This window comes from Shimia sp. MIT910701 (assembly GCF_047126315.1).
Lineage (GTDB): Bacteria > Pseudomonadota > Alphaproteobacteria > Rhodobacterales > Rhodobacteraceae > Shimia.
The window spans coordinates 212044-225455 of record NZ_CP138953.1 but is presented as its reverse complement, the minus strand read 5'-3'; the positions used below and the strand labels follow the sequence as shown (position 1 = coordinate 225455).

General features: G+C 61.6%; 14 protein-coding genes. 4 read left to right on the top strand and 10 right to left on the bottom strand.

Going from position 1 to position 13412, the window contains the following annotated elements:
* Positions 1–229: 229 nt before the first annotated feature.
* The 10 genes from SIB38_RS01060 to SIB38_RS01015 all read right to left on the bottom strand — a co-directional run bounded on the left by SIB38_RS01060 (position 230) and on the right by SIB38_RS01015 (position 11078).
* Positions 230–1408: an ABC transporter substrate-binding protein gene (locus SIB38_RS01060; RefSeq protein WP_412551167.1), complete on the bottom strand. Its 1179-nt coding sequence runs from the start codon at positions 1406–1408 to the stop codon at positions 230–232.
* Positions 1405–1989 carry an ANTAR domain-containing response regulator gene (locus tag SIB38_RS01055; RefSeq protein ID WP_294116927.1) on the bottom strand — a complete coding sequence of 195 codons (585 nt, stop codon included), beginning with the start codon at positions 1987–1989 and terminating at the stop codon, positions 1405–1407. Before SIB38_RS01055 ends, SIB38_RS01060 begins: the two co-directional genes overlap by 4 nt.
* A 152-nt stretch (positions 1990–2141) precedes the next feature.
* Positions 2142–2885: an SDR family oxidoreductase gene (locus SIB38_RS01050; protein ID WP_294116925.1), complete on the bottom strand. Its 744-nt coding sequence runs from the start codon at positions 2883–2885 to the stop codon at positions 2142–2144.
* Positions 2886–2947: 62 nt separating this feature from the next.
* Positions 2948–4396 carry an aldehyde dehydrogenase family protein gene (locus SIB38_RS01045; protein WP_412551165.1) on the bottom strand — a complete coding sequence of 483 codons (1449 nt, stop codon included), beginning with the start codon at positions 4394–4396 and terminating at the stop codon, positions 2948–2950.
* Positions 4383–6005: an ABC transporter ATP-binding protein gene (locus SIB38_RS01040; RefSeq protein ID WP_412551164.1), complete on the bottom strand. Its 1623-nt coding sequence runs from the start codon at positions 6003–6005 to the stop codon at positions 4383–4385. Before SIB38_RS01040 ends, SIB38_RS01045 begins: the two co-directional genes overlap by 14 nt.
* A complete protein-coding gene (locus SIB38_RS01035; RefSeq protein ID WP_412552008.1) occupies positions 6002–6817 on the bottom strand; it encodes an ABC transporter permease in 816 nt (271 codons plus the stop codon). The genes SIB38_RS01040 and SIB38_RS01035 overlap by 4 nt, the downstream gene beginning before the upstream one ends.
* A gap of 2 nt (positions 6818–6819) precedes the next feature.
* Complete coding sequence (locus SIB38_RS01030) at positions 6820–7767, bottom strand: ABC transporter permease (protein ID WP_294116921.1); 948 nt, start codon at positions 7765–7767, stop codon at positions 6820–6822.
* A gap of 6 nt (positions 7768–7773) precedes the next feature.
* Complete coding sequence (locus SIB38_RS01025; protein ID WP_294116920.1) at positions 7774–8181, bottom strand: cupin domain-containing protein; 408 nt, start codon at positions 8179–8181, stop codon at positions 7774–7776.
* 62 nt (positions 8182–8243) lie between these two features.
* Positions 8244–9731 carry an ABC transporter substrate-binding protein gene (locus SIB38_RS01020; RefSeq protein WP_412551163.1) on the bottom strand — a complete coding sequence of 496 codons (1488 nt, stop codon included), beginning with the start codon at positions 9729–9731 and terminating at the stop codon, positions 8244–8246.
* A 45-nt stretch (positions 9732–9776) separates the two neighbouring features.
* Complete coding sequence (locus tag SIB38_RS01015) at positions 9777–11078, bottom strand: acetylornithine deacetylase/succinyl-diaminopimelate desuccinylase family protein (RefSeq protein ID WP_294116914.1); 1302 nt, start codon at positions 11076–11078, stop codon at positions 9777–9779.
* A 146-nt stretch (positions 11079–11224) separates the two neighbouring features.
* On the opposite strand from SIB38_RS01015, the gene SIB38_RS01010 reads away from it, so the two are divergent.
* Genes SIB38_RS01010 through SIB38_RS00995 form a run of 4 tightly spaced genes read left to right on the top strand, consistent with a single transcriptional unit; the run spans position 11225 to position 13358 of the window.
* The gene (locus SIB38_RS01010; protein WP_412551162.1) at positions 11225–11758 is read left to right on the top strand and encodes a LuxR C-terminal-related transcriptional regulator; all 534 of its coding nucleotides are present in this window, start codon (positions 11225–11227) and stop codon (positions 11756–11758) included.
* A 9-nt stretch (positions 11759–11767) separates the two neighbouring features.
* Positions 11768–12592 carry a helix-turn-helix domain-containing protein gene (locus SIB38_RS01005; RefSeq protein ID WP_294116910.1) on the top strand — a complete coding sequence of 275 codons (825 nt, stop codon included), beginning with the start codon at positions 11768–11770 and terminating at the stop codon, positions 12590–12592.
* Between the two features lie 45 nt (positions 12593–12637).
* Positions 12638–13033: a VOC family protein gene (locus SIB38_RS01000; protein WP_294116908.1), complete on the top strand. Its 396-nt coding sequence runs from the start codon at positions 12638–12640 to the stop codon at positions 13031–13033.
* 1 nt (position 13034) lies between these two features.
* The gene (locus SIB38_RS00995) at positions 13035–13358 is read left to right on the top strand and encodes a DUF1801 domain-containing protein (protein WP_412551161.1); all 324 of its coding nucleotides are present in this window, start codon (positions 13035–13037) and stop codon (positions 13356–13358) included.
* Positions 13359–13412 lie beyond the last annotated feature (54 nt).

Genomic DNA, 13412 nt, shown 5'->3' with positions numbered 1-13412 from the left:
GGATGGAGGAGAGGGCGGAAAACGAAAAAAGCCGCGCGACCAGCACCGAAGGAGGAATTTCGGCGGGTCGAGCGGCTTTGCTCAGATAGGTCCCCAATCATTCGGGGCGGTTTGCGTAGCGTCCTTGCTGCGCGTTGATGCCATTAGGCGTGCTGTGAGAGTGAGTCTCAAGGCCGAAGCGGTTCAATTGCTGCGATGCAGCGGTCGAACACTGTGTTTGCACAAAAAACTAGCATTCCGGGCGGCGCGGGTCGAAAACTTGGTCATCAAAGAAGCGGTCTGGGCCCAGAATCAGGGTGCCGGAGTCCGTCGCCGCCGATGTTGGTGAACTCAGCGCGCCTTCGAGCTTCTCAGACGCAGCAGGCAGGTCTGCGCCTAGTGGGCCGAGGTGGCGGCGGTAGAGATCAGAGCGGAAAACGGCGGCGGCTTTGGCGGCAGATTGCGCCCGGTCCAAGCCAAAGCGCGCGGCCATGCGCGCGCCGATCCAGGCGCCCTGACTTTTCCAGGGGAAGGTGGCGGCGCCGTCAAAAAACTCCATCATGCGTGGCACAGTGCGGGACTTGCCGCGCGCGTTGATCAGCAGATTGCCAGTCAGGGCGCGTTCGGTGATTTCGGTAGAAACACCGAGGTATTCCGGCCAGCTCAGGATTTCAGAGGCGGTGGCGCGTTTGTCTACGCGCCCCAACCAGCGACCCGCTTTCCAGACTGCACGCATAAGGCGGCCTGTGAGGTCATCTTCGGACGCGGCCCAGTCGCGGCGCACGGCGAGAACTTTTTCCGGGGCGAATTGCCAAATCGCGGCGCCGGGTAAGAGCAGGCTGCCGCCGCCTTGTTTCACGGTGATCGAGCCCCAAGGTTCGCCGACGCAGAAGGCGTCCACTTCGCCCGCGGTGATGGCATCGGCCATCAGAAGCGGCGGGATGGTGCGTAGGTCGAGCGACTTGGCGACGTTGAGGCCGGAGGCCGACAGCCAGTAATGCAACAGTTCCGCGTGCATTGAAAACGGGAAAGGCACGCCGATGCGCAGTGGCTTGTTGAGGGCCGCGAGGGCTTTGCCCGCCGCTTGAGCGTCGAGAAAATCGGGAGTGGCACCGAGAGAGGCGATCTCATCGGCCAGAGCGTTGGAGATGCCTATCACATTGCCATTTATGGACAAAACGCTAAGGGCATCGAGCTGGGTGGGCAGGCCGCCAAGCCCCAGCGCCATGGCCACTGGCACCGGGGAGAGCATGTGGGCGGCTTCGATTTGGCCCAAAATGAGCCGATCCCGCAGAGTGGACCAGCTGGGCGCGCTTTGCAGGTTCAGCGCGAGGCCTTCCTCTTCGGCAAAGCCCAATTCGCGGGCGATGATCAGCGGGGCGGCATCGACCAGCGGCATGAAGCCCACGGAGAGTGGCAGAGTTCTCATGACAGCAGCTCCGAAGCGGTGACCAATGCCTGTGCGACGTCGGCGATCTTTTTGTTCTGGCTCATCGCGGTTTTGCGGATGAGGGCGTAGGCTTCGTCCTCAGACATGTTGCGGGCGCGCATGAGAATACCTTTAGCGCGGTCGAGGATCTTGCGTTCCTCCAGCGCGCGTTTGGTGGCCTGAAGTTCCGAGCGCATGCGGGAGAACATGTGGAAGCGAGCGATGGCCGCATCCAGCACAGGTTTTATGCGGTCCGGGTGCATGCCGTCGACGACATAGGCCGACACGCCGGCTTCGATCGCCGCCTTTGTGAGGCCATCGTCGGACCGATCAACAAACATGGCGACGGGGCGTTCGAGCGGCGAAGAGGCCAGCGTGAGCGCGTCGATGGCATCGCGGCTGGGATTGGCGACGTCAACCAGCACGAGGTCCGGATTGAGTTCGGCAACGGAACGGGCGAGGCCTGTGGATTCCGACAGCACACGAATGTGGTGGTCGCCCGTTGCGATCAAGCTGTCGATGATGGCATCGGCGCGGGTCTTGTCGGGTTCGACAATCAGGATGGTGAGCTTGGCGGTCACGGCTCTTTGGGCTCCGCTGGCTGGTAACGCGCCAAGCTAACGCTGCGCTGCGGCGAAGGGCCAGAGAGAGGGGGGATAGATGCCGTGGCGCAACCGCCCGAAGTGCTGAAACTTTGGGCGGTTGCGGTTGCAGTGCTTGATTGTGAAGCGATTTAGATACAGCGCCCGCCGTCGACTTCCATCAGGGTGCCGGTGATCATGCTGGCTTCGTCAGAGCAGAGGAAGGCGGCGGCGTTGCCCATGTCTTCGGGTTGGGAGAAGCGGCCCAACGGAATGGTCGACAGAAATTTGGCGCGGATTTCCGGGGTGTCTTCGCCCATGAAGGAGGCCAGGAGCGGGGTTTCACCGGCGACCGGGTTGATGGCGTTGACGCGAATGCCGTGGGGGGCGAGTTCGACAGCCATGGCTTTGGTCGCCGTGTTCACCCAGCCTTTGGAGGCGTTGTACCAGTTGAGGTTGGGACGCGGGGAGAGGCCCGCGGTGGAGGAAACGTTGAGGATGGCGCCGGTTTGACGGGACTTCATGTGTGGTACCAGAGCTTGGGCAATCAGGTAGATGGATTTGCAGTTCACGGCAAAGACGCGGTCAAAATCGCTCTCAGTGACGGTTTCCATGGGCGCGGGCAGGTGGGTGACCCCGGCGTTGTTGACGATGATGTCGATGTGGCCCCAAGCGGAGAGAGCGGTGTCAATCATGGACTGCACGCTTGCGGCGTCGGCCACGTCGACGGTGCAGGGGGTGGCATCCTCATGCTCGGCGGCTTTGGTCGCGGCCATGTCGCCGTTGATGTCGGCGACGAGCACCTTGGCGCCCTCGGCGAGGAATTTGTCGACGATGCCCGCGCCAAAGCCCTGAGCGCCGCCGGTGATGATGGCTGTTTTGTTTTGAAGACGCATTGCGATGGTCCTTATTTGCGCCCGCGGAAGCCTCCGGCGGGGATATTTGTAGACAGTGAATGTTAGCCGTGCAGGGCGGCGACGGTTTTGAGTTGGCTGAAGTGGAACAGGGCCTCAAAGCCTTTTTCGCGCCCGTGGCCGGAGTGGCCGGTGCCGCCGAAGGGCAGTTCCACACCGCCACCAGCGCCATAGTTGTTGAGGAAGACCTGACCAGCTTTCAGCGATTTGGCGAGGCGCATTTGGCGCGCGCCGTTTTGACTCCAGACAGAAGCGACAAGGCCGTATTTGGTGCCGTTGGCGATGGCGAGCGCTTCTTCCTCGCTGTCAAACGGGATCAGCGCTTGGACTGGGCCGAAGATTTCGTCTTGGGCCAGCGTGTGGTTTGGCGGTACATCGGCAAAAAGGGTTGGTGCAACATAATGGCCGGGGGCATCGGTGACGATTTGGCCCTGGGCGGCGGTGTTCAGGTCAGCGCCTTTGGCAAGGAAGCCGGAGACAATTTCTTTTTGACGGCCAGAGATCAGCGGACCAAGTGTGGCGTCCTCGAGCGCGGGAGCGACGCGCATCTCGGCATAGGCGGCGGCCATGCGGCTGGTGACTTCGTCATAGACCGAGCGCTCTACAAGGATACGCGATGAGGCGGAGCAAGTTTGGCCCGCGTTCTGGATACCTGCATTGACCAAGAATGGCAGCGCGGCGTCGAGATCAGCGTCTGCAAACACAAGTTGCGGGCTTTTGCCGCCGAGTTCCAGCGTGACAGGCACGACGTTTTGCGCAGCGGCGGTTTGCACCAAGCGGCCAGTGTTCACCGAGCCGGTGAAAGATATGTGTTGGATGTCGGAATGGCCCGCAAGGGCGGCGCCGGCCTCGGCACCAAGGCCGGGCACCACGTTGAGGGCACCGGCGGGCAGGCCGGCCTGTTGGGCAAGTTCGGGAAAGGCCAACGCGGTTAGGCAGGCTTCTTCCGCCGGTTTCAGGACACAGGCGTTGCCCATGGCAAGCGCCGCGCCAACGGAGCGGCCAATGATCTGCATCGGGTAGTTCCACGGCACGATGTGGCCGGTCACGCCAAAGGGCTCGCGCAGGGTGTAGACGGTGTAGCCATCCATGTAGGGAATGGTTTCGCCATGCACCTTGTCGGCCGCGCCACCGTAAAACTCCATATAGCGGGCCAGCGCGATCACGTCGTTGCGGGCCTGGGTCAGGGGTTTGCCGACATCCAAAGCTTCGAGTTTTGCCAGTGTGTCGGTGTGTTCCAGAACCAGTTGTCCGATGCGGGTGAGGATGCGGCCGCGTTCGACAGCGGTGGCGCGGCCCCAATCGCCCGCGCGGGCGGCATGGGCGGCGGCCACAGCGGCGTCGATGTCCGCGGATGTGCCTCGCGCGATGGTTGCCAAATGGGTGCCGTCCGACGGGTTGGTTAACTCCAGTGTTTCGCCGGAGGCAGCAGGTTGCCAGTTGCCACCAATCAGGCATTTGGATGGGTCAAAAAACAGATCAGGCAGAGTCATGGGATGTCTCGGTTTGGGAGGTCAGCGCGGCCAGATCCGGCAGGACCGGCGCGGCGTTGATCAGGGCTTGGGTGTAGGGGTGTTGTGGCGCGGTGAAGACCTTTTCGGTCTCGCCTTGCTCGACAATCTCGCCGTTTTGCATGACCAACACACGGTCGGTCACGGAGCGCACGACGGAGAGATCGTGGGATATAAACAGATAAGCCAGGTTGTGGCGGCGTGACAGCTCGGCAATCAGGTCGAGGATCTGTGCGCGGATGGAGACGTCCAGCGCAGAGACCGCTTCGTCAAAGATGATCAGCTCGGGTTTGGTGATCAGAGCGCGGGCGATGGCGATGCGTTGCCGTTGTCCGCCGGAGAACTCGTGGATGTATTTTTGCGAGTCTGAGGGCTGCAAACCGACGTCGGTGAGCACATCAGAGATGACTTGTGTGAGTGCGTCGCCTGTTGGCGGCGTGTCTACCAGATGGAAAGGCTCGGTCAGGATACGGGCCACCCGATGGCGTGGGTTAAAGCTGCTATAGGGGTCCTGGAACACCACTTGCGTTTTGATGCGGGAGGTTGCGGGCATGTCGGGGCCAACCGGCACGCCAAAGGCGGTGATGCTGCCGTCTTGCAAGGGCTCAAGGCCCAAGATGGCCCGTGTTAGGGTCGATTTTCCACAGCCGGACTCGCCCACCAGCCCAACCCGTTCGCCGTGGTGAATGTCAAAGCTGACGCCTTTTACTGCGCGGTGGTAGGCGCGGGGGGCAAAGAGTTGGGTGCGCGGCAGGGCGTAGTCTCGCACGGCGTCGCGCACAGATAAGATGGCGGGGGTGCCGTCTTTGGCGCTGGGCAAATCCACCTGATGACCGGAGGCCTTAAACAGGGCTTTGGTGTAGGGATGCTGCATGTTGGCGAGCAGGTGTTTGGTGTCGCCCTGCTCGACCACTTCGCCTTTGCGCATGACGACGATGCGATCCGCCATGTCGGCCACAACGGCGAGGTCGTGGGTGATCATCAACAGACCCATGTCGTATTCTGCGACGAGGTCTTTGAGCAGGTCGAGGATCTTGGCCTGTGTGGTGACGTCGAGCGCGGTGGTGGGTTCATCCGCGATCAGCAGGCGCGGGCGGCGGGCGATGGCCATGGCGATGACCACGCGCTGGCGTTGGCCACCGGAAAGCTCATGCGGGTAGCGCGACAGTGGGAAACGGTCTTGGGGCAGGCCCACGCGGGTGAGCATGGCGGCGGCTTGGGCTTCGGCCTCGGCTTTGGGCATGACGGCGTGCATGCGGATGGTTTCGACCACTTGCTGTCCAATGGTGTGCAGCGGGTTGAGCGCGGTCATCGGTTCTTGAAACACCATGCCGATGCAGTTGCCACGCATGGCGCAGAGGGATTTTTCTGACTGCGCGGTGAGCTCTTCATCGCGCAGCATGATGTGGCCGGTGGTCTGGGCGCTGTCGGGCAAAAGCTGCATCACCGCGAGCGCTGTCATGGATTTTCCGGAGCCGCTTTCGCCGGTGACGGCCAAGATTTCGCCCGGCGCGATGGAGAAGGTCACGTCTTTCAGGATCGGTAGAGGGCCGATGGAGAGGGACAGGTTTTGGACGGAGAGCAGGCTCATGTGCGCATCACCCGGATTTTGGGGTCAAGGTGATCGCGTAGGCCGTCGCCCAGCAGGTTGAGGCCCAAGACCGACGCGATGATGGCGAGGCCGGGTATCAGAGCAAGGTGCGGCGCGAAGGAGACCATGGTTTGGGCGTCGGCCAGCATGCGGCCCCATGAGGGCGTCGGGGGCTGCGCGCCAAGGCCCACGTAGCTGAGGCCCGCTTCGGCGAGGATGCCGAGGGAGAACTGGATGGTGCCTTGTACGATCAGGAGGTTGGCAACGTTGGGCAGGATGTGTTCGGCCGAGATGCGGGCGCGGGATTTGCCAGCCACACGCGCGGCGAGGATGAAGTCGCGTTGCCAGAGCGGCAGGGCGCCGGCGCGGGTGAGGCGGGCGAAGACCGGGATGTTGAAGATGCCAATCGCGAGGATGGCGTTGACGGCACCTGGGCCGAGGATGGCGGTGATCAGGATGGCGATCACGAGGCTGGGGAAAGCAAAGATCAGGTCATTGCCGCGCATGATCAATTCATCCAGCCAACTGCCGGAGTTGGCGGCGGCCCAGAGGCCTAGGGGCACACCGAGACCCATGCCGATGCCGACGGCCACCAGCGCAACGGCAAGCGAGGTGCGGGCGCCGACCATGATCATTGAGAAGATGTCACGGCCAAAGTGGTCGGTGCCAAACCAATGGGTGGCGCTGGGTTTTTGCAGTTTGTTGGGGATGTCCATTTGCGTGATGTCAAATGGGGTCCAGAGGAAGCTGATTAGAGCTGCGGCGACCACGCAGAGGCAGAGCAGACCGCCTAGGAGGATGTTGCGCGACAGGCTCATGTGCGAGACCTCAGGCGGGGGTCGACGGCGGCATAGGCGAGGTCGACAAGGAAGGTCACGAGGATCACCAGAAACACAAGCAGCATGACCACGCTTTCCACCACGATCAGATCGCGGGCGGAGATGGATTGGAAGATCAGGCGGCCAAGGCCGGGCAGGAAGAAGACCTGTTCGATGATGATGGCGCCGGCGAGCAGGAATGAGAATTGCATGCCGATGATGGTCAGCACGGGGATCATGGCGTTGCGCAGGCCATGGCGCATCAAGGCTTGGCGGCGGGTCAGGCCTTTGGCGCGGGCGGTGCGCATGAAGTCTTCGCCCAGCACATCCAACAGGGCAGAGCGCATGACGCGGGCGAGGATAGCGGATTGCGGCAAGGCCAGTGCGATGGCGGGCAGGGTCAGCGATTTCATGGCGGCGGCGGCGCCTTTGTCCCAACCGGCAAAACCGCCGGCAGAGAACCAGCGCAGGTTGATGGCGAAGATCAGCACCAGCATCATGGCGAACCAGAAGTTCGGCACCGCGATGCCCAGTTGAGTGGCACCCATGACGGCCATGTCACCGGGTTTGCCACGACGGGAGGCAGCGTAGATGCCTGCCGGGAAGGCGATTAGGGTGGAGAGCGTGAGCGCGTAGAGGGCCAGAGGCAGGGAGACCCAAATGCGGTCGCCAATCATCTCGGTCACGGGGGTGCTATAGGTGTAGGAGGTGCCAAAATCCCCTTGCAACATGCCGCCGACCCAGACGAGGTAGCGCTCCAGTTTGGAGACATCCAGCCCCAGTTCACTGCGCAGGGCGGCAATGGTGTCCGGTTGGGCGTTGAGGCCAAGCATAAAGCTGGCAGGGTCGCCGGGTACCACTTCGATCACGAAGAAGATCACCAGCGAGGCCACCACGAGGCTAAGGCCCAGAGACAGGGCGCGTTTGAGAGTGTAGCGGAGCATGGGCCGTCAGGTTGGGGGCTTGAGGTAGTCGTCGTCGGAAACGTGTTCGAGCCATGTGGCACCGGAGCCGTCTTCGACCTGTTGGATGGCCATGTGGGACATGGCGGTGTCGGGTGTGGCGCCGTGCCAATGCTCGACGCCGGGTTCGATCCAGATGCTGTCGCCGGGGCGGATGGTGCGCGGGGCTTCGCCGCGCAGCGCAATCAGGCCAACGCCAGAGAGCACATGCAGGATTTGGCCCACGGGATGGGTGTGCCATGCGGTGCGCGCGCCGGGTTCAAAGGTGACGCGGGCGGCAAAAACTTGAGAAGGGGGGCGGCTTTCTGTGATCAGATCCATGCGCACGTCGCCGGTGAAATACTCTGATGGTGCTTTGCGGCTGGGCAGGGTGCCTGCGGGGATATGCTCGATCATGGCAGCGGCTTTCGATTGGATTTGCGCCGGAGCCACATGATGTGGCCCCAGCGCGGGGGGTGTTACTCTGACCAGCTTACGGCGGTCAGGTCGGTGGCTTGGGTTGGCGCGTTGAGCCAGAGGCCCTGCACACCAGCTTTCGCTACGGTTGGGAACGCCAGCTGGAACAAGTAACCATTGACATAGTCTTCGGCGATCATGGTCTGCGCGACTTTGCGCAGGGCGGTGCGCTCTGCCGGGATGGTGGCTTTGTTCAAGGTTTCCATGATCTGCTGGAACTGCGGATTGTCATACTGGAAGTAATAATCCGGGCGGCCGTAGATGCCGATGTCGTTGGGTTCGGTGTGGCTGACAATGGTCAGGCCAAAGTCCTTGCCGCGGAAGACCTGCTCCAGCCACTGCGCCCACTCCAGATTGGAGATTTCGGTGTTGATGCCAACGGCACGCAGTTGCGCGGCGATGATTTCGCCACCACGGCGGGCATAAGAGGGCGGCGGCAGTTTCAACGTGGTGGTGAAGCCATCGGGATAGCCTGCTTCGGCAAGCAGTTTCTTAGACTGTTCGGGATCATAGGCTGAGTTGCCGGTCAGGTCGACGTAGTCCGGGTGATGCGGAGCAAAGTGCGTGCCAATTGGTGTGCCGAGGCCAAACATCGCGCCATCAATGATGGCCTGACGGTCAATTGCGTGGGCGATGGCCTTGCGCACTTTCACGTCATCCAGTGGCGGCATCTTGTTGTTGGTCGACAGGATGGTCTCGCCTTCGGAGTTGCCAACCAGCACTTGGAAACGTGGATCGGCTTCAAACTGCGGCAGCGCCTCTGGGGTTGGGAAGCCTGCAAAGACGTCAATGTCTTCGGCCATCATTGCGGCCATGGCGGCTGTGGGATCGGAGATGAATTTGAAGGTCACATCGGTGAGTGTCGCAGGCGTGCCCCAGTAGGCGTCGTTGCGGGTGAGCGTGATCTTGTCGCCTTGTACCCAATCCGCAAACTTGAACGCGCCTGTACCGATGGGGGTGGTCTTGATGTTGTCGATGCTTTCGGACGCGACAATCACGGCGTCGCCCCAGGCCATGTTGAACAGGAAGTCGCCATTGGGGCCATCAAGCGTGACTTTGACGGTCAGCGGATCGACCACGGTCACTTCGGTGATGCCGGCAAAGAGCGCTTTTTGCGCGTTGGCGCTGTCTTCTGCGCGGGCGCGGTCCAGCGAGAATTTCACATCCTCGCCGTCCATGGCGGAGCCGTCGTGGAAGGTCACGCCGTCGTTCAGCATGAAGGTGTAGGTCAGGCCGTCTTCAGAAATTTCCCAGCTTTTGGCGAGGCCGGGGATGATCGAGCCGTCGGAGGCAAAACGAGTGAGACCTTCAAAGACATTGGCATAAAGCACACTGTCAATCGCGCCAGCGGCGGCAGAGGTTGGGTCCAGATGCGGCGGCTCCAGTTGCATGGCAACAGTGATGTCGGTTTGCGCGGCTTGTGCGGCCAGTGTCCCTGCAATCAGTGCAGCGGCGCTGGCACTGGCCAGTCGTGACGTGAAAAATGTCATTGTGTCTCTCTCCCTTAACTGTTTGCTTTTTATGATTATTGGGCCTTAAGCCGAGTTCTTGTCTTGTGGTAGCAGCAGCTGAGTCAGGCTGTGGGCCATAACCTTGGCGCTGTCGATCATGTCGTCGATGCCGATGTATTCGTCAGGCTTGTGGGCCATCTCCAGAATACCCGGCCCGTAGGCGATACAGTTGCTGAGCTTGCCGATGCGATCAATATGTTTCTGGTCGTAAGTGCCGGGACTTGCGACATAATCCGGGGTCTTCCCCAAAATGTCCTGAATGGCGCGGTCCACGGTGGTCACTACGGGGGCTTTGCGGTCGGTCATCGATGGGGCGACGTGGTTGAGCTCGCGCATGTCATAGCGGAAGTTCTCGCGCTGGGCGGAGAGGTCATCCAGCAGGGACCGGACTTCGCCTTCGACCTGGGCGTGGTTTTCCTCGGCCAGATAGCGGCGGTCGATCACGATGCGGCAGCTGTCCGGCACGCAGTGGGCGGGCAATCCGTCGAAGTCTTCGGCCTGTTCGGCCTGGCCGCCGTGGATCGAGTTGATGTTCATGGTGGAGCTGCGCGCGCCTTCGGGCACCACCGGCATATCTGTACGCCGCGCGGCCATGGCGGGATAGAGGTCGCTCTCAAACTTGTCGATCACCGCGCCCATGTGGCGCACGGCGCAGTCACCCAGAAATGGCATGGAGCCATGAGCAATTTCGCCAAAGGTCTCGATCTCGGCCCACCAGCCGCCGCGATGGCCGAGGCAGATGCGGTCTTTGTGCAGGGGTTCCGGGATAATCACGTGTTGCACGCGTTCGGGGGCAAAAAAGCCCTGTTCCGCCAGATAGGCCACGCCGCCGTAGCCGCCGGATTCTTCGTCCGCCGTGCCGGAGATTTCGATGCTGCCGTGGAAGTCAGGGAATTCGGCGATGAAGGCTTCGGCGGCGATGATCGACGCGGCAAGGCCGCCTTTCATATCACAGGCCCCGCGGCCGTAGATTTTGCCGTCACTGATCTCGCCGCCAAAGGGATCAAAGGTCCAACCGTGGCCCACTTCGACCACATCGGTGTGGCTGTTGAAATGTACACATTCGCCAGGGTGGTGGCCGGATTTATGGGCGATGATGTTCCAGCGGGGGTATTTGTCGCTGTCGCCCGGAGCGCCGTGGGCGCGGACCAGTTGGGTGTCAAAGCCGTGGCGGGTCAGGCGGGTGTCGAGATAATCGCAGATGTCGCGGTAACACTCGCCCGGTGGGTTTAGTGTGGGGATGCGGATCAGGTCCTGGGTTAGCTGCACCAGCTCGTCGCGCATGGACTCGATGCGGATCATCAGGCGGTCGGTGTCGATGGGCATAGTGGCGGGCCTCTTGCGCAGTGCGGCGGTTTTTGTGGGGCCTGCGACGGAACGTTTTTGCAAATCGTGCGGACACAGGTGTGGTCAGAGTGGCGCGGAGGCGGTTACGGTATCAATACCGTAGGATTACGGTTAGGGGGACGTAAATGGATTGGGATCAGCTTGCGTTTGAGGCCGCGCCTGTGGGCATTGTAATGGCTGAACAGCGGGCTATTCGCGCATGCAATCAGGGGTTTGCGCGGTTGGTGGGCTATGAGAAAGAGGCCTTGGTGGGGCAGTCCTTTCGCCTGCTGTATGACAGCACAGAAGAGTTTGAGCAGGTGCGGGACATTGGGTTGAAACCGTTGATGCAGGACCACGCCTATAGTGATGAGCGCATGGTGCGGCAGCGGGATGGCGGGCAGGTATGGTGCCGATTTCGTGCGCAGACGCTGACGCCGGATGATCCACTGGCGCGGCTGGTGATGACATTTGCCGCCATTCACGAAGGGCCGCCGGTGTCGCTTACGGCGCGGGAGCGGCAGGTGGTGGGCGGCTTGGGGCGCGGGCTGACCAGCAAGGAGATTGCGCGCGAGTTGGGGCTGTCGCCACGGACCATTGAGGATGTGCGCGCACGGCTGCACAAACGGTTCCAAGTGAAGAATGCCACCGAGCTGTTGGCGCGGTTGACGATTGGATGAGGATTTAGCGTGCGTCTACCAGATGGGTATCAGGAGCGGGTGTATACGCCGCAACAGGCGCGCAGCATGGAGGCGGTGTGGCGCCATGAGGAGCCGCGCGCAGGGCGCAGTTTGATCCTGCCGGATGGGCGCTGTGATGTGATTGTACGGTTTAATGCGGACCCAACCGTGGTGCCACGGTTGGTGGTGACCGGACCTGCGACGCAGCCTTATTGGGTGGAATTTGAGGCCGGGGATCGGTGGATTGGCGTGCGGTTGCGTCCGGAGCGGGGCGGTGTGCTTTGGGGCGACGCTTTGGCGCACGCGAAAAATCAGGTGGCCTTGGAGGATGAGGCGGAGGCATTGGTGCCGGAACCGGCGGGGCTTTGCGTGGCAGGCGTATCGGCAAAGGACTTGCGACAAGCTTTAGTGCGTTTTGTGGAAGGTAGGCCCTTGTCGCCGGAGGGGTATCGAGTGGGGGAGACCGTGCGTCGATTGCACCTGACGGGCGGGCGGTTTTCTGTGACGGAGCTGGCGGCGCGAGCAGGGTGCTCGACGCGGCATTTGAACCGGATGTTTGCAGGCACGGTGGGGCTTTCGGTGAAAACCTACGCATCGTTGGTACAGTTTCATCGGGCGTTGCGCTTGGTGTGTGAGGCAGGCGGGTCGCTGTCGGACGCGGCGTTTGAGGCGGGCTATGCGGATCAGGCGCATATGACGCGGGCCATGCGGCGGTTTGGCGGGTTTGTGCCGTCAGCCATTCCCGAGGGCTTGATCCGGCCGGATGTGTCCGGCGGTCTGTGGGGAAACCGCGCGGCTCAAGAAGGCGATGTCCGATTTCTTCAAGCGCATTGATGTTGGGGGGCTTAGGTCTAGGCCAACCAATGTGAGGTGTTTGATATGAAGCTTGGATACACAATTATTTATGTGAAGAACGTGCCGGAGACGGTGGTGTTTTATGAGACGGCCTTTGGCCTGACCCAGCGGTTTATGCATGAAAGCACGCTTTATGCGGAGATGGAGACCGGGGACACGGTGCTGTCGTTTTCCGCCGAGGAGGTGATTGAGCTGGATGGCTTGGCCTTTGCGCCCAATGAGAAGAGTGCCATTCCGGCGGGGTGGGAGATTTGCTTTATCACTGAGGACGTACCTGCGGCATTTGAGAAGGCGCTGGCGGCGGGGTGTTCACCAGTGAGCAAGCCGCATGAGGTGCCTTGGGGGCAGACGATTTCCTATGTGCGGGATCTCAACGGCTGTTTGGTGGAAATTGCCACGCCGATGAAACTGGAGGGCTGAGATGGACGGGACCACGCAAGCTGCCATCATAGACGCCTTGGAGGAAATGGTGGCCGAAGTGGCGCCAGAGCTTCACGGGCGCCGCATGTATGGCGGGCAGATGTTGGAGCGCGAGTCCGGTGTCGCAGCCACCGCGGTAGGGGGATATTTCGGCTACAAGCCGCATGTGTCCTTTGAGTTCTCTCATGGGGCGCGGTTGAGCGATCCAGATGGAATGCTTGAAGGCGGTGGCAAGGCGCGGCGGCATCTGAAACTGCGCAGTGTGGCGGACATCGAGGCGAAGGGCTGTGCGGGTTTTCTCGCGCAGGCGGTGGCATTGGGGTGATTTTGTCCGGCGGATTGCGCCCAAGACACAGGCATCGTTCTTTGTGGAAGCTTT